The organism is Cyclobacteriaceae bacterium, assembly GCA_013141055.1.
GTDB lineage: Bacteria > Bacteroidota > Bacteroidia > Cytophagales > Cyclobacteriaceae > ELB16-189.
This window is the reverse complement of record JABFRS010000001.1, coordinates 2608356-2625000: the sequence shown is the minus strand read 5'-3', so window position 1 is coordinate 2625000 and position 16645 is coordinate 2608356. Positions and strand designations below refer to the sequence as shown.

17 protein-coding genes (1 of these 17 running past the window's edge) are annotated in these 16645 nt (G+C 40.8%); 13 read left to right on the top strand and 4 right to left on the bottom strand.

What is annotated here, in order from left to right:
* The 7 genes from HOP08_11825 to ytxJ form a co-directional block, all read left to right on the top strand.
* Positions 1-1230 carry the 3' portion of a S41 family peptidase gene (locus HOP08_11825; protein ID NOT75611.1) on the top strand. It extends 414 nt beyond the left edge of the window, so only the last 1230 of its 1644 coding nucleotides appear in the window; its start codon lies beyond the left edge, outside the window; the stop codon is at positions 1228-1230.
* A complete protein-coding gene (gene tsaB, locus HOP08_11820) occupies positions 1230-1904 on the top strand; it encodes a tRNA (adenosine(37)-N6)-threonylcarbamoyltransferase complex dimerization subunit type 1 TsaB (protein NOT75610.1) in 675 nt (224 codons plus the stop codon). The genes HOP08_11825 and tsaB overlap by 1 nt, the downstream gene beginning before the upstream one ends.
* A gap of 33 nt (positions 1905-1937) precedes the next feature.
* Positions 1938-2450, top strand: coding sequence for a DUF2480 family protein (locus tag HOP08_11815; GenBank protein ID NOT75609.1), 513 nt, complete (start codon positions 1938-1940; stop codon positions 2448-2450).
* A complete protein-coding gene (locus HOP08_11810; protein NOT75608.1) occupies positions 2451-2852 on the top strand; it encodes a thiol-disulfide oxidoreductase DCC family protein in 402 nt (133 codons plus the stop codon).
* Positions 2853-2934: 82 nt separating this feature from the next.
* Positions 2935-4914 carry a dehydrogenase gene (locus HOP08_11805; GenBank protein ID NOT75607.1) on the top strand — a complete coding sequence of 660 codons (1980 nt, stop codon included), beginning with the start codon at positions 2935-2937 and terminating at the stop codon, positions 4912-4914.
* Positions 4915-5042: 128 nt separating this feature from the next.
* Positions 5043-7958: a hypothetical protein gene (locus HOP08_11800; protein NOT75606.1), complete on the top strand. Its 2916-nt coding sequence runs from the start codon at positions 5043-5045 to the stop codon at positions 7956-7958.
* An 11-nt stretch (positions 7959-7969) separates the two neighbouring features.
* Complete coding sequence (gene ytxJ / locus HOP08_11795; protein NOT75605.1) at positions 7970-8323, top strand: bacillithiol system redox-active protein YtxJ; 354 nt, start codon at positions 7970-7972, stop codon at positions 8321-8323.
* Here ytxJ and HOP08_11790 read toward each other — a convergent pair.
* Positions 8320-8724 (bottom strand): OsmC family protein, encoded by a 405-nt coding sequence (locus HOP08_11790; GenBank protein ID NOT75604.1) that lies wholly within the window; start codon positions 8722-8724, stop codon positions 8320-8322. The genes ytxJ and HOP08_11790 overlap by 4 nt on opposite strands.
* Positions 8725-8855: 131 nt before the next feature.
* Between HOP08_11790 and HOP08_11785 the strand changes: the two genes are divergently transcribed.
* The 3 genes from HOP08_11785 (at position 8856) to HOP08_11775 (ending at position 11110) form a co-directional block, all read left to right on the top strand.
* Positions 8856-9533 carry a hypothetical protein gene (locus HOP08_11785; GenBank protein ID NOT75603.1) on the top strand — a complete coding sequence of 226 codons (678 nt, stop codon included), beginning with the start codon at positions 8856-8858 and terminating at the stop codon, positions 9531-9533.
* Between the two features lie 90 nt (positions 9534-9623).
* Positions 9624-10298 carry a TonB family protein gene (locus tag HOP08_11780; protein ID NOT75602.1) on the top strand — a complete coding sequence of 225 codons (675 nt, stop codon included), beginning with the start codon at positions 9624-9626 and terminating at the stop codon, positions 10296-10298.
* Positions 10299-10444: 146 nt separating this feature from the next.
* Positions 10445-11110 (top strand): TonB family protein, encoded by a 666-nt coding sequence (locus tag HOP08_11775; GenBank protein ID NOT75601.1) that lies wholly within the window; start codon positions 10445-10447, stop codon positions 11108-11110.
* Positions 11111-11150: 40 nt separating this feature from the next.
* On the opposite strand, the gene chrA is transcribed toward HOP08_11775, so the two are convergent.
* Together chrA and HOP08_11765 are read right to left on the bottom strand one after the other, a co-directional pair.
* Complete coding sequence (chrA, locus tag HOP08_11770) at positions 11151-12326, bottom strand: chromate efflux transporter (protein ID NOT75600.1); 1176 nt, start codon at positions 12324-12326, stop codon at positions 11151-11153.
* A gap of 9 nt (positions 12327-12335) precedes the next feature.
* Complete coding sequence (locus HOP08_11765) at positions 12336-13307, bottom strand: isopenicillin N synthase family oxygenase (GenBank protein ID NOT75599.1); 972 nt, start codon at positions 13305-13307, stop codon at positions 12336-12338.
* 150 nt (positions 13308-13457) lie between these two features.
* Here HOP08_11765 and HOP08_11760 point away from each other — a divergent pair, with 150 nt between their 5' ends.
* Complete coding sequence (locus tag HOP08_11760; protein ID NOT75598.1) at positions 13458-14156, top strand: superoxide dismutase; 699 nt, start codon at positions 13458-13460, stop codon at positions 14154-14156.
* 35 nt (positions 14157-14191) lie between these two features.
* Positions 14192-14680 carry a hypothetical protein gene (locus HOP08_11755; protein NOT75597.1) on the top strand — a complete coding sequence of 163 codons (489 nt, stop codon included), beginning with the start codon at positions 14192-14194 and terminating at the stop codon, positions 14678-14680.
* Here HOP08_11755 and ribD read toward each other — a convergent pair.
* Positions 14670-15704: a bifunctional diaminohydroxyphosphoribosylaminopyrimidine deaminase/5-amino-6-(5-phosphoribosylamino)uracil reductase RibD gene (gene ribD, locus HOP08_11750; protein ID NOT75596.1), complete on the bottom strand. Its 1035-nt coding sequence runs from the start codon at positions 15702-15704 to the stop codon at positions 14670-14672. The two genes, HOP08_11755 and ribD, sit on opposite strands and share 11 nt — an antisense overlap.
* A gap of 58 nt (positions 15705-15762) precedes the next feature.
* On the opposite strand from ribD, the gene prmC reads away from it, so the two are divergent.
* Positions 15763-16638, top strand: coding sequence for a peptide chain release factor N(5)-glutamine methyltransferase (prmC, locus tag HOP08_11745; GenBank protein ID NOT75595.1), 876 nt, complete (start codon positions 15763-15765; stop codon positions 16636-16638).
* The last annotated feature ends 7 nt before the right edge of the window (positions 16639-16645 follow it).

Below are 16645 nucleotides of genomic sequence, written 5' to 3'. Positions count from 1 at the left end.
GGAAAGCCCACCAGCGAGATTAGTGCCTTATTAAAAGGAAGTCCAAACTCGGATCTGGATCTTGTGGTTGACAGAATGGGAAAGTCTATTTCCTTTAAAATCAAAAGAGAAAAAATAAAGATCAGCAATGTGGTCTATCAGGGAATCGTTGATTCTGGAATAGGGTACATCAAACTTGACGATTTTACTCCCGGTGCTGCAAAGGAAATTGAAGAAGCGATGATCAGTCTTAAGAAACAAGGAGTTACAAAGCTGATTATTGACCTTCGTGATAATCCTGGAGGTCTTCTTTACGAGGCCATTAACATTGTAAATCTCTTTATCGAAAAAGGAAAAGAAGTTGTTGCCACCAAAGGCAAAGTTCAGGATTGGAATAAATCTTATACTACTCTTAATAACCCTGCTGACACTCAGATTCCCATTGTCGTTTTAACCAGTGGCGGAAGCGCATCCGCCTCTGAGATTGTAGCGGGGGCATTGCAAGATTATGATCGTGCTGTTCTCATTGGCCAGAAAACATTTGGGAAAGGTCTGGTACAAACAACCCGTCCATTGGCTTACAATGGACAACTTAAGGTAACTACTGCAAAATATTACATACCAAGCGGACGGTGCATTCAAGCACTTGATTATGCCCACCGTAAAAATGATGGCACTGTTGAGAAATTCTCAGACTCGATGAAGTCTGCTTTTAAAACAAAAAACGGAAGAACTGTTTATGACGGTGGCGGACTAGATCCAGACATTACGGTGTCCAGTGATTTGTTGGGTTCTGCAATTATTGAACTTGTGAGATCCGGACTTGTTTTTGATTTTGCTACTAAGTATTCCAATGAACATGCACCTGCATCCAACATGCGAACATTCCGCCTCAGCGATGCGGACTATAAGCAATTTGAATTGTGGCTGAAAGATCAAAAATTTACTTACTCCACGGATCTTGAAAAGCAGGCTGAGAATTTAATTGCCGCCGCAAAGACAGAACGGTATTATGATGAACTTCAGGCTAGCCTCACCACCATTCAAACAAAGATCGGCCAGAACCATTCTGTATACTTATCTAAATTCAAAAATGAAATTCAGCAAATACTGGAAGATGAAATTGCATTTCACTATTCTTTAGATAGAGGCCGAGCTGAGATTGCTCTGGGTCGTGACAAAGAAATAGTTGAAGCCAAAAAGATATTAAACGATCCGGCTGCTTATCAGAAACTTTTGCTGCCTCATTAATGGCAATCATCCTTAGCATTGAAACCTCGAGCTCAGTTTGCTCTGCAGCAATTCATAAAAACGGGAAACTGCTTCAGGTTAAAGAACTTCATATTCCGCAGTCCGCAGCCAGTCAGCTTGTTATTCAAATAGATGAAATTTTCAACATAACCGGCATTTCAAAAAATGATATTGATGCTGTTTGCGTTTCCGGTGGGCCGGGATCATATACTGGAATTCGCATTGGTGTTGCTACCGCAAAGGGTCTGTGTTACGGATGGGACGTTCCCCTTATCACTATTGACTCACTAGTGATTCTAGCAGCCGCTGTAAATGAAAAAATTACCACCGAACTCCTGTGTCCAATGATTGATGCCCGAAGAATGGAAGTTTATTGCAGTCTCCTCGATCAATCTTTAAATATTACAGAGGATACGCAGGCAAAAATTATAGACGAATCAAGTTTTGGTAATATCTTAAGTAATAAAACAATATCTTTTTTTGGGGATGGAGCCGCCAAGTGCAAAACAGTTATTACGCACAGCAATGCAGTCTTTCTCGACAACATTTTCCTCTCGGCTGCCAATATGGGAAAGATTTCCTATGACAAATTTCTGAATAAGCAATTCGAAGATCTTACCTTGTTTGAGCCAAATTATCTAAAAGAATTTGTAGCGAAAACTAAACTGAAGTGATTCGTGTTTCACAATAAACGTTGACCTTTTGCCATGGAACAAGATGAAATTATCAATCGAGTAGCTTCAAGTTCGTTAGTCACCCTTAATCTTGAAGAACTTTTTCCAATAGGTGAGGTCACTCAAATCGACCTGAAGGATATTCTTTATCAAGGGTTGATCCTTCGTGAAAAAGATCTTCGGGATTTTATCAAGGCTCACTACTGGCAACAATATCAAAATAAAAATGTTGCCGTTTTCTGCTCAGAAGATGCAGTTATTCCAACCTGGGCCTACATGCTTCTTGGCATTGCGCTTGAGCCCTTTGCATTGAAAGTGGTCTTTGGCGATCGTAACACTTTATTATCACAACTGTATAAAGAAATTCTGGACAAGACGGACTGGGAAAAATTCAGAGGAGCGAAAGTTGTGATCAAAGGATGCAGCGATGTTCATGTACCTGAATCCGCTTACGTAGAAGCCGCTCTTCGATTACGGCCATTGGCCAGCAGCATTCTTTATGGTGAGCCTTGCAGCACCGTTCCGTTATATAAAAAACCGAAGTAGATGGAAGAAAAATCCATTGTCCTTTTTGATGGAGTCTGTAATCTCTGCAATGGGTTTGTAAACTTTCTTATTCTCAGAGATACAGAAAATAAATTAAAATTCGGATCACTTCAATCAGAAGCCGGACAAGCATTGTTGAAGAAATATAACTATTCAGAAAAGAGTCTCTCCACAGTTGTGCTGATTGAGAACAACCAACTTTACTCTCAATCTACAGCTGTCTTAAGAATTCTTAGAAGATTAAATGGAGCTTATTCATTGATGTATGTCTTTATGATCTTGCCCCGATTTCTAAGGGACTTCTTTTATCAATTGATCTCAAAAAACAGATACATGCTCTTTGGCAAGAAGGATGAGTGTATGCTCCCTACACCTGCCTTGAAAGCAAAATTCATTCAATAGAGAAGGTTTATTGCCTTTAAAGCACATCTGACTCCTCATCATCCATATAAATAATTCCTTTTCTTTGTAACGAATTACATCTATGAAATTCGAAAGGAAAAAATACTCCGATACTCTTCTCAAACAACTTTATGAAGAGTTGTTGTGGCCTCGCATGATTGAAGAGAAAATGCTCATTCTGCTAAGGCAAAACAAAATCAGCAAGTGGTTTAGTGGAATTGGTCAAGAAGCAATCTCAGTAGGCGTTACACAAGCATTGGAGAAAGACGAGTATATTCTTCCGATGCATCGAAATCTTGGAGTCTTCACGGGTAGGAAATTACCATTTGCAAAATTGTTTGCGCAGTGGCAGGGAACAATGAGCGGCTATACGAAAGGTCGTGATCGTTCTTTTCATTTTGGCACAAACGAGCATCATATCGTTGGGATGATCTCACACCTGGGTCCACAAAATGGTGTCGCTGATGGGATTGCCTTAGCTTCCAAACTAAAAAAAGAAAAAAAGATCACGGTTGTTTTTAATGGAGATGGCGGAACAAGCGAAGGTGATTTTCATGAAGCCATCAATGTCGCAGCTGTGTGGGATTTGCCAGTTATCTTTTTGATTGAAAATAATGGCTACGGACTTTCTACTCCAAGCAATGAACAATTCCGTTGCAAGAATTTTATTGACAAAGCCATCGGATATGGTATTGAGGGGGTTCAGGTAGACGGAAATAATCTCCTTGAAGTTTATGATACCGTAAAGTCACTAGCAGAGAATATTCGTAAAAAACCAAGGCCCATTTTACTGGAGTGTCTTACGTTTCGCATGAGAGGTCATGAAGAAGCATCGGGTACAAAATATGTTCCTAAGAAACTGATGGAAGAATGGGCTGCCAAAGATCCATTATCCAATTACGAAAGTTACTTGCTCGAAGAAAAGGTGATCGATAAAAAATTTGCGGACGATCTGCGAAAAAAAATTAAAAAAGAGATTGACACTGGGCTTGAAGAAACTTTTAAGGAAACACATCCCGAAGCAAGCACTAAAGATGAAGTTAATGATGTCTATGCAGAATTTTCACAAACGATCATTCAGCCAACAACAGAAATAAAATCTGAAAAAAGATTTATCGATGCCATCAGCGACGGACTTCGTCAGAGTATGGAACAACATGATAATCTTGTGTTAATGGGTCAGGATATTGCGGAGTACGGTGGAGTATTCAAAATCACAGATGGCTTTGTAGAAAAATTTGGGAAAGATCGCGTTCGGAATACTCCTATTTGTGAATCAGCGATTGTAGGTGCTGGACTCGGGCTTTCTATTAAGGGCATGAAAGCCATGGTTGAAATGCAATTCGCAGATTTCGTAACGGAAGGATTCAATCAGATAGTCAACAATCTTGCAAAGGCTCATTGGCGATGGGGTCAGAAAGCAGATGTCGTGGTGAGAATGCCAACGGGTGCAGGTACAGCAGCAGGACCTTTTCATTCACAAAGCAATGAGGCATGGTTCTTTCATACGCCTGGTTTAAAAATAGTCTATCCATCTAATCCTTATGACGCAAAAGGATTGCTATGTGCAGCAATTGAAGACCCGAATCCTTATTTATATTTTGAACACAAACTGCTGTATCGATCCATAAAGGATGTTATACCCGATGATTATTATACAATTGAAATTGGCAAAGCAAAATTGGTTCGTGAAGGTTCAGATCTTACCATTATCACTTATGGAATGGGAGTTCATTGGGCCAAGGAAGTAATGGATGGGATGCCAAATATTCATGCCGACATTCTTGATCTTCGGACTCTTCTTCCCTGGGACAAAGAATCGGTAGAAGTGACAGTTAAAAAAACAAATCGCATACTGGTCCTCCACGAAGACACGCTCACAGGAGGAATCGGCGCCGAGATTTCGGCATGGATCAACGAAAATCTGTTTGAATATCTGGATGCTCCGGTTTGCCGTGTTGCAAGTCTTGATACTCCGATTCCGTTTGCTCCAACGCTTGAGAAGAACTTTCTTCCCCCTGTACGATTACAAAACAAAATTGAAGAGCTTCTACAATATTGATCTTAAAAAATATCACATATTCCCTTCAACCTCTCACATCATAAACCTCACCCTCAGAGCGTTACCAGAGAGGCTAAAGGGAAAAGAAGTTGATTTTTTGCTATCTTAGCCTGTTTTCATTTTGATTTTTGAAACTGCACCTCATCCATAGCGCTCCCTTCTTTTCAAGGGCACTGAAGTTCATCGGATTTTCAGTGCTAATGCTTTTTCTATCAACTTATTCTTTTGGTCAGAATACGAAGGGCGACAAGCCTGTCAAAAATCAAAGACAGGTCAGGGAAACAAGAGGAAAATCTGTTAAAAAGAAAGAAAAAGGAAGAACCAGAGATATTGCTAACCGACGACTTAGAACAAAAGATCAGTCTTCCGCCAACCGGGCAAACCGATATCCACAAACGTCACCGTATTCAAACAGAAGCAGAAATAAAGAAAGAGCTGCAAAGCCCAGAGGAAGAACTTTTTCGCAATCGCCAAGAGAGAGCAAGACCCAGGCATGGAAAGGGGATGTTTCTGGTTACCCAATCAAAAGAATAAAGCCTGGACGAAATGATGCGGCAAGAACAAATGTTTATCCTCAAAAAGGTCCTTATGTTCGTTACGCAAGAAAACAACCAAGCAAAAGACCGCCGACCTATTCCCGTACCATTAAGGGAAAGAGATTTGTAGAACATCAACCTCGTTATAAAGAAAAGGCATGGAAGGGTGGGCTTGATAATCGTCCAATAAAAAATCAAAGTGCAACTGGCTCTGTGAGAAATACCTTTTCACAGAAGGGACGTTATGTTTCTTCTTACAAGAGACATCCAACAAAAAAGCAAACTCCATTTTCAAATGGAAGAGAGATTGGTCAGGCGGCAAGAAATTCCCGAAGACCACTTACCGGTGGTTCGGAAGGAAATATCATTCCGGCATCCGTTAGCAGACTTTTTATCAAGCGTGGTAAGAGAAATGTTTATTGGGGAAAGTATTCAAAGAAGGAGAAGCCATTTCTTAAGGATATAACAGGCGGACCTTTACGTACAAAAAATTTCAGAACGATGCCCGCTGGCCTCGTCGGTAGAGATACCTTGAATTTCTTTGGAAGAAAACCATCGGGTGATCGCGCTAATAAAGTTCAAACCGGCGGTTATGTTTCCGGCAGTCAAGGTGGGCGATGGAAAAAAGGAGATATAGCAGGATGGCGTCTTAGGAGATCTGCAAGAGGAAGAAAAGAGGTTGCTGGCAGATTTGTTTTTCCAAGAAAACTTTCGATCTCAAATAAGATGGGGAGATCAGGAAAAGTTCCCGGAAGTGGCTTTCAAACAGGGACAAAAAGAGGTGAGCAAGCTCAACTCAGTTCAGTGCCATCCAAAGTTTACAACAGAAACATAAACGGAAAAGTCAGGAAAGGTGTCAAGCCATTTGGTGGTGGTCCGGGAAGTTTTGCAGCAGGTTTTAGCGGAAACATTCGTCGACGTGGAGGGTTCTCACAGCAGGGTACAAATTATTCCGGCAACATTAGAAGAAATCGTCTTCGCGGATTTTCTACTGATGGTGTGAATTATTCAGGAAGGATAAAAAGAAGCAGTCAACGAGGTATATCTACAGAGGGAGCTAATTACTCAGGCAACATCAAACGCAATAGACTAAGAGGATTCTCTACCGAAGGAGCAAACTATTCAGGCAACATTAAGCAGAACAGGTTAAGAGGATTTTCAACTGAAGGTGTAAACTATTCCGGAAGGATCAAGAGAAACAGCCAGCGGAGATTTTCAACGGATGGGCTGGGTTATGCAGGAAATCTAAGGAAGAGAGGATTCTCAACGGATGGAGTTAATTATTCCGGAAGAATCAAAAGAAGCAGTCGCCAGGGATTCTCTACTGAAGGGTTAGGTTATGCAGGAAATTTAAGAAGGAGAGGATTCTCAACGGATGGCGTAAACTATTCCGGAAGAATCAAGAGAAGTAGTCAGCGCGGATTCTCAACAGAAGGTCTGGGTTATGCTGGAAATTTAAGAAAGAGAGGATTCTCAACGGATGGAGTTAATTATTCCGGAAGAATCAAAAGAAGCAGTCAGCGTGGTTATTCGAATGAGGGCCTTGGCTATGCTGGGAATTTGAGGAAGAGAGGATTTTCTGAACAAGGAGTTGGCTCTTCAGGAAATATTAAAAGAAGTAGTGTACGAGGCATATCAACCGATGGACTCGGTTCCTCCGGCAGAATAAAAACGTCGAACATCATTGGATTCACTCCACAGGGGGTAAATTTTGCAGGACACTTAAAGCGTGGAAGAATTGAAAAAGGTGGAGGTAGCGTTAGCGGAAAGCTTAACAGCAACAAGCCATTGATAGGAACGCCACCAAAAACAACACAGGGAGGAAACTATTCAGGAAATATAAAATTCAAGAAGCCGGAAAAAGGTGGCGGCAGTGTTAGCAATCAACCAAGAAATAACAACGACAAACCTGTTTTATCTACGCCTCTCGGCTCTGATGAAATCAATTACTCAGGTAGAATCGCTTTGTCAAGATTCAAGAAGAACTACATTCAAAATCCAAATGCATCCAAAGAATCATTGAAGAAGCAAAGACCTGACAAGACATCCTACATGGTCACAGGTTTACAAATCAAAGTGCGTCAGGGTGACTATCAGAAAAAACCAAATGCTGCAAAGAACTCTCTTCCAGGAATTGCTCCGTCCAAAGCAACTGTAAAGGCGAGTGAGTATTCTAAAAGCATGAAACAATACTGGGACTATAAACATAATCCAAGCAGCTCAAAAGAATCCCTAAAAGTAAGAGCACCAGGAAAGGCTTTTGCAAGAATCAGTGACTACCAGGGTAATGTTAAAATGCATAAATACAGTGGAAGTCGTTTACATCCGGATGCCCAGTTTGCTCATGGATACGAGGATAATGTAAAGGGAGAACGAACTCTTTTAATGAATGTGAAGTTGATGTGGGGAAAACTTTTCCGCAAGAACGAAACGCAGCCTGAAAATCTGAAAGAAAAACTTCAGAAGCCACGTTACGATAAACGCGAAAAGGGAATGTGGAACGATTAATTCTTTAAAAGATGGAGTGGCAAAAACTGGAATCTGTTGATCAGATTGAAAAGATCAAGGACGAATCAAAAACAAATCAGGTATTAATTTTCAAACATAGCACAAGTTGTTCAATCAGTCGTGCAGTTCTGGACCGATTGGAGAGAAACTGGAATACTGATCAAATGTCAGGTGTTGTTCCTTACTATCTTGATCTTTTGAAGTTCCGCGAGGTGTCCAATCAGGTTGCCAAAGCTTTTTCCATTGAGCATGAATCTCCCCAGGTAATGCTGATTGAAATGGGGCGTGACGTATATCATACTTCACATTTTGATATCAGCTATCAAAATCTTGTTGCAGCGAGAAAAGAAAAAACAGATTCTTAGAAATTAAAGGTGATCACCTGTTTGATCCCATCAGAAATGCTAAGGGCAACCGGGCATGTATGAGCTGCATTTTTAAGTTTCTGCTTTTGAACTTCAGTTGCCTGAAGATTGGGATGCACAAAGTTGATATGAATTTCAGAGATCTTTCTTGGACCGGAAACCATAACTTTAGTGATGTCGGATTTTAATCCGGTGAGGTCAATATTTTCTTTGGAAGCCTGAATTCCCATGAGAGTCATCATGCAACTATTTAATGCTGCACAAACCAGATCGGTTGGACTAAATGCCTCTCCTTTTCCGTTATTATCCGGTGGCGCGTCAGTGATGATTTTGGTGCCGGAAAGTAAATGTGTGTTTTCTGTGCGAAGTGAGCCGAGGTATTCACTGGTCATTGATGGCATAAGGAAAATGCTAAAATTTTTTGTGTTGTGCTTTTATCGATTAAATTTAGCCTAAAGTATTCAAAATGAAGTTTTTTGCGCCAAAATGGTTTTTACTCACGCTTCTGGTAGTAGGCTTTTCAGCCGGAGCGATGGCGCAAACACAGGACAGTTATGAGTACAATTCAGAATTTACCTGGGCTATTAATAAGAATTCATCCGGTGGATTAATCGGTGGATTTATCTTCAAAAAAGCGAGAAAGCTCAACGATCGGATGTTGGAAACATTTGGGTTGGAGATTATGAATGTCAAGCATTCTCAGGAAGTGAGAAAAAGCTCACGTTACACAGGGAATTACTTTATCTATGGCAAGAGTAATTATCTCTATGCCCTTCGCTTACAATATGGACGGGATCTGATTGTCTTTACAAAGGCCCCTCAGCAGGGTGTTGAAATCAAATTGGTTACTGCTATTGGCCCATCGATTGGCTTTGTGGCCCCTTATTACATCGAAAGATCTGTTGATAATAGTGCTTTCCAGACCGTAAAAGAACAATACGATCCAGCCAATCCTGCTCATGGATTTGGAGCTATTCTGGGCACTGGAAATTTATTCCAGGGTCTTGGAGAATCCGATATTCAGTTAGGGGTAAATGTAAAGGCGGGTGTAAATTTTGAGCTTGGCACTACCAAGAGTTCCGTTACAGGTTTTGAAGTGGGATTTCTTCTGGATACCTATTTCAAGACAATCGTCTTAATGCCCACTACAACAAATTCAAACTTGTTTCCTACCGTATATTTCTCCCTGTTTTACGGCAGCCGGCGCTGATTATTTTCCCATATTTCTTTGATTTTCTGTGACTATCTGGCCAAAAGTGGATTCTGTTGCTATATTTGAAATCCTAAACCGTGAAACTGTATGGAAGCGAAAAAGACCGAAAAAGCAGACTTGACGAAAAAAAGCAGCTTTTTCTTCAGTATAGGTCTTCTTATCACAATGGGGCTTGTTCTAACAGCCTTTGAGTGGAAGAGTTATGAAGACAGCATTGCTGATCTTGCCGGAAAGAGCACCAATACGTTTGAAGAAACGATGGAAGTTCCGCCAACAGAACAGCCACCTCCCCCAGCTCCTGTTATTCAACAACCTGTGGTAGTTGAGGTACCCGATGAAGAAGAAATCAAGGACGATATCAAAGTAAATCTTGACGTTGAAGTAACCGACGATACGAAGGTTGAAGCGATTGTTGTTCAGGCTGAAGAAGCTAAAGAAGAAACAGACGAAATTTTCACAGTCGTAGAAGAATCTGCAACTCCAAAAGGTGGAATGCAGGCTTTCTATAAATACGTAGGTGAAAAGATCAAGTATCCTGCGCAAGCACGACGCATGGGTATTGAAGGACGTGTATTCGTTGAGTTCGTCATCAACAAGGATGGAACTCTTTCAGATGTAAAAGCAATCAAGGGAATTGGTGCAGGATGTGATGAAGAAGCTGTCAGAATTATTCAATCTGCCCCAAACTGGAATCCAGGTAAGCAGCGTGGTAAGGCTGTAAAGCAACGCTACACACTTCCTATCATTTTCAAATTAGGATAATCATCCATCAGACTTTAACAAGAGACCTGCTTCAGAAATGAGGCAGGTCTTTTTGTTTAATGATCTCTCACTAAAGCACAAATAAATTTCAGATTTCCGTGACGGGACAATCATGAAAGGATTATGATAAATAAATCCTACGCACTATGGAAACAAAAAAGAATCCCTCGGTAGATCTCACAAAGAAGTCAGGGTACTTCTTTAGTATCGGCTTACTGATTGCAATGTCATTGGCTGTGATGGCCTTTGAGTGGCAACAGGAAGAAAGCTTTGCTGTTATAACAGAAAGGAATCAGGATGTTCCAATGGATTGGACCGAAGTTATCCCTACAGATCCAACACCACCAGCTCCCATTCCTGCTAAAAATGTTATTCTCGTTGAAACACCAGAGACTGAATTGATCGAATCGCCCATTTTTGATCTTGATCCTGAAGATTCTCCTGAGACCATCGCCATTCCCGCTATTGCAATAGACGAACCAGAAAAAACAGAAGATCTTCCATGGGATATTGTTGAAGTGTCCGCCACGCCGAAAAACGGATTCAAAGAATTCTATAAAAGCATTGGTGAGAATATACAGTATCCATCACAAGCGAAGCGAGCCACAATCGAAGGAAAGGTGTTCGTTCAATTTGTGATCGCAAGAGATGGTACGCTTTCCGATTTCAAGGTGCTTAAAGGAATTGGTGGCGGATGTGATGAAGAGGCTGTCAGGATTATAAAATTATCTCCGGCCTGGAATCCAGGTAAACAAAGAGGCAAACCTGTGAAGCAGAGATTTACTCTTCCTATAACTTTCCGGTTAGATTAAATAGAGATTAAGTCTGCTTCGATTCAATGAAGCAGACTTATTAAAAAATATATCCCAGTAACAGTCCGAGAGCAATGATCAATCCTGAAGGGATTCTTTTGAATGTCAGAAGAATGAAAGTTCCGATTGTAAAAGCATAGGTAACAATTTCATTATCCAGTGGCTGAAACAGAAATATTGCAGCAGCAGCTACCAGTCCTGCGCTTGCGGCAGTGATTCCTTCCAGAGATGCACGGACAGCTCTGAATTTTTTTAAGCTATCCCAGAAGCGGATAAGAAAGAATATCAGGAATGTACCCGGTAAAAAGATCCCTGCAGCTGAGATAAACCCACCTGCGATCATGCCTCCTGTGCCCATTTCCTTCATTGAAAGTGCTCCAATGTAAGCGCTGAAAGAAAAGACAGGGCCAGGCAAAGATTGGGCAATTGCATATCCCGAAAGGAATTCCAGAGGCGTGAGATAGTCTTTAAGTTCAACAAATTCAGTATACAAAAGAGGTGTTAAGACCTGGCCTCCACCAAATATCAAACTTCCATTTCGGTAGAAGTTCTCAAATAATCGAATCGGCAGATTATGAGTGAACGCTCCCAGAGAAGCGGCAAGCACCAATACTCCGGCCCAGAGAATAAAATTCTCCCATCGTATGCGAATTGGAATCTTATCCTCTTTTGGCTGATCCTTGTACTTAAAGGAAGTGATTACTCCAGCGACAACAAGCGCGGCCGGATAAAAGATTGGAGACCGAATAAAATAAGACAACACTGCTGCCAGTATCATCAGGATAATTCCTGTACGCGTATGAATTGTCTTCACACTCATGGTGTAGGCAGCATAGCTTACAAAGCCGACCGCCATTGCAGGAACAAATCGGGTAAATTCAAGAGATATATTACGATCCTGAAAGATCTCCATAATGATTGCTGCCAGTGTCATCAGTATCACGGCCGGCAAAATCCAGATAAGCAAAGTCAGGTATGCAAGATTGGGACCGCCGATCTTAAAACCGATAGCAGTAAGAGTCTGAGTTGATGTAGGTCCAGGCAACACCTGACAAAGAGAATTTATTTCAATCAGATCTTCTTCTGAAAGATATTTTCTCTTCTGAACAAGTATTTTCAGAAAGTATGCGAAATGAGCCTGGGGTCCTCCAAACGTACTTACAGAAAGTATCAGTACATCTTTTAGAAAAGCAAGATAACTGACGCGTTGATACAAGGCTTTCGATTATTTCTTAAGGCCGATCTCTTTCAGACGTTGATTGAGGAAATCTCCTGCGGTGGTATCCTCCCAGAGCTTTGGATGATCCTTGTCGACACATTCAGGAATCGCAGCAAGACTCATTTCACTTCTGGGATGCATAAAGAATGGTATGGAATACCTGGGCCTGTTCATCAACTCACGAGGAGGATTTACCACTCGGTGAATCGTTGACTTAAGTTTTTTATTGGTCAATCGCTCAAGCATGTCTCCAACATTTACAACAAGCTGATCGGGCAATGCGGTGATAGGGATCCATTTTCCGTCTCTCCTTAAAACCTGCAGTCCATCAGCACTGGCACCCATCAGCAAAGTGATAAGATTAATATCACCATGCTCTGCTGCACGAACAGCATCAGCAGGAACTGAATCCGGATTTTCAATTGGATAATAATGAATGGGTCTCAGGATACTGTTGCCATGTCTGACTTTTGCATCGAAATAGTTCTCAGGCAAATGAAGATAAAGGGCAATGGCCCGCAACATCAAGACTCCCGTCTTTTCAAGGCGTCGATAAACTTCGGTACCAACTTCCTCTAAAGCCGGCAGCTCCTTCGGCCATATATTTTCAGGATATTCCTTTTTAATCGGATCATCATCTTCAACCGTTTGGCCGACGTGATAAAATTCTTTTAAATCGCCAGTATTTCTTCCCTTGGCATGTTCCTTTCCCTTGCCAATGTATCCACGCTGTCCGGCAAGCTCAGGGATTTCATACTTCTTTTTCGCTTCATCCGGGAAACTGAAGAATTTCTTAATGGTATCATACAGTTTCTCAGAGAGTTCATCTGTCAAATAATGATTGCGGATAGCAACAAATCCAATGCTGTTGTAAGCCGCTCCAAGATCTTCTACAAATTTTTTCTTCTTTACTGGATCACCGCTTGTAAAATCAGCCAGATCAAGTGAGGGGATTTGGTCGTATAATTTATCTGCCATAATGGGGCTATTTAATACACTAAGCTAAAAATTTTTGGGTAAATTTACCTTGCTTGAAAAGGCAGATTCTGCCGTTTAAGCCAAACCTATCTTTCCTACAACCCGCATTAGGCCTAATATTTGTATAGGAAACTAAAAACAACGTTCATCATGAAAAACATTGATAGAAGACAGTTTATTAAGATGTCAACAGTAACGGCTGTTGGATCATCTTTAATGCTCAACAGTGATTATGCTACTGGCGCCGAAACGGGATTAAAGTTCGCTCAAATTCCTCTGCCTTATACTTATGCTGCTCTCGAACCGAACATTGATGCTATGACCATGGAGATTCATTACTCCAAACATCACGCTGCTTACATAAAGAATGTTAATGAGGCTATCATAGCAGAGAACATCACATATTCGAATGAAAAAGATTTCTTCGCCAATACATCGAAGCTCTCAGCAAAAGCCCGCAACAACGGTGGTGGTTCATGGAATCACAATTTCTTCTGGCAGGTCATGAAACCTTCCGGCGGGTCTGTCAATGGTAAAGTATCGGAAGCTATTAATGCGGCATTTGGCTCAATGGACAAATTCAAAGAACAGTTTTCTCAAGCGGGCATAACGAGATTCGGATCTGGCTGGGCATGGCTGGTAAATGATGGAGGAAAGCTCAAGATCGGATCAACACCTAATCAGGATAATCCAATGATGGATGTTAGCGACCTAAAAGGAACGCCTTTACTTTGTCTTGATGTATGGGAGCATGCATACTATCTTAAATATCAAAACAAACGTCCAGACTACATCGCGAGTTGGTGGAATGTTGTGAATTGGGATGAGGTTGCAAAGAGGATGGCATAATCAATTTTAAATTTTCTATAATATTACTTCTAAGCATGAAAAGACATCTTTTTGTTCTTTGCGTTTTATCATTTGGCATTAGCTTTTCTTCAGTGGGTCAGGTTGACTCACTGATCATGCACAAAACTTTTGGTGGTGCCAGGTTTGAATATAAAAAAGATACCTCTGTCTTCATCGTCAGTCCAAAGCAGGTTCTGGATATCATGAAAAATGATGCTGAGGCATTGGCAGAATTTAAAAAGGCAAAATCAAATTATGGTGCCTCAGGAGTTATAGGCTTCATCGGCGGAGCGTTGATTGGATTCCCTGTTGGCACTGCCATTGCTGGGGGTCAACCGGAATGGGGCCTTGCTGCAGGGGGTGCCGCACTTTTATTAATTGCTGTAATCCCTCTTGACAAGGCATTTAAACGTCATTCAGAAAATGCTTTGAATATTTATAATAGAAAGCATAACACCGCTTTCCGGCCAAGAACAAATTATTTTCTTTCTGGCCTGGGTTTGAAAGTTATTATCAAATTTTAGTGCTATTGTAATAAACAGAAAGAGTATCTGATTCAATTTTCTGCTCTGTGATCAGTTTTCCCTTTAATGACGGAGCTGCGATTCCAAGTTCAAAAGTTTTCGACGAACGAAATACCCTGGCTTCATCCCAGGTATTCCCTGCTATGAATGCTTCCAGTGTTTTCGTACCGCCTTCTACAATCACTGATTGAATGCTTCGATTAAATAAATCATTTATTACTCCACTTATAAAATCCCTTTCAGAAAGTTTTATAAAGAACAGATTCTTACTTTCTCCACTACGAACAGTGTTGTAGCAAAGAGTCAATTGAGATCCGTCAAAGAGTTTTAAATCAGAATTTAATCTTAGATGGCGATCAATTACTATCCTGATTGGATTTCTTCCTGACCATTCACGCACGTTCAATTTTGGATTATCATGTAGAGCAGTGTTGGTTCCAATAAGAATTGCATCCTCTTCAGAACGCCATCGATGAACAAGCTGTCGCGACGAAGCATTGCTGATCCACTTTGAATCATAATTCTCACGAGCTATGAAACCATCCAGTGTTTCTGCCCATTTAAGAATGATGTAGGGTCGCTTAATGTTCACGAAAGTGAAAAATCGTTTATTTAATTCATGTCCTTTTTCATTCAAAATACCTGTGACAACTTCGATGCCTGCACTCCTAAGTTTATCAATACCCTTACCAGCTACTTTTTCAAAGGGATCTATGTTGGCGATGACTACTTTCTTGACCTTATGATTAATCAGCATGTCTGCACAAGGTGGAGTTTTTCCATGGTGTGCGCATGGCTCAAGATTAACATAAACAGTAGCCTCAGAAAGGCTCGTTTTATCAGCAACTGATGAAACCGCATTTACTTCTGCATGTGGTCCGCCATAGATATCGTGCCACCCTTCACCAATAATTTTATCATTCAATACAATGACACACCCTACCAAAGGGTTTGGACTGACCTTTCCCATGCCCAACCGAGCGAGATCCAGTGCACGTTGCATAAAATGTTCTTCGTGAGTCACAGATAAAAAACAAAAGCATAAAGCTAAAAAACAAAATGAGTACGCGGTGATCTGCAAAATGATTATTACCATTGCAGAGATGCTGATCAATTCAAAAATCCTTTTTCAGGAACTTCTGAGTGAGTTAAATGTTGACGCCAATCAAGCTGAAAAAGAAGCAATGATCTTTTGGGTGCTGGAGAATCAATTAAAACTGCGGCCGATCCATGTAATGAGCGGCAAAGAAGTGGAATTCGATCGATCAAATTTCAATTCCATTATCAGACGATTGAACAAAAATGAGCCACTTCAATATGTGTTGGGAGAATCTGAATTTTATGGAAGGCGATTCATTGTAAATCCGGCTGTCTTGATTCCTCGTCCGGAGACAGAAATAATGATTGATTCCGTTCTTTCTTTTATGAAAGATCGCGCTGACGAAATCTCAATTCTGGATATTGGAACTGGCAGCGGCTGCATTGGAATAACACTTTCGCTGGAGGTTAAATCCTCTCATGTTTCAGCAACAGATATCAGTGAACAAGCTTTGATCATCGCAAAAAAAAATGCGAAACAACTTAACGCATCCATAGAATTTTATAAAAGAGATGTCCTTAGTGAATTCTTGCCTAAGGATTCTCTTGATGTCATTGTGAGTAATCCACCATACATACTGGAGAACGAAAAGAATACACTTCATGAAAACGTTGTGAATTACGAGCCATCACTTGCTCTTTTTGTACCAAACGATGATGCATTGATTTTTCATAGGGCATTGACAGAGCATTCAAAAAGATCATTAAAATCAGGTGGAATGCTAATGACAGAGATTAATGAGCGGTTTGGCAAAGAAACATTGGAGTTATTTCAATCAGCAGGATTTGAAGCTGAGATTGTCAAAGATCTTGATGGGAAGGATCGGTTTATCTCTGGGATCAAAAGAACTGACAGGTAATTTTTCA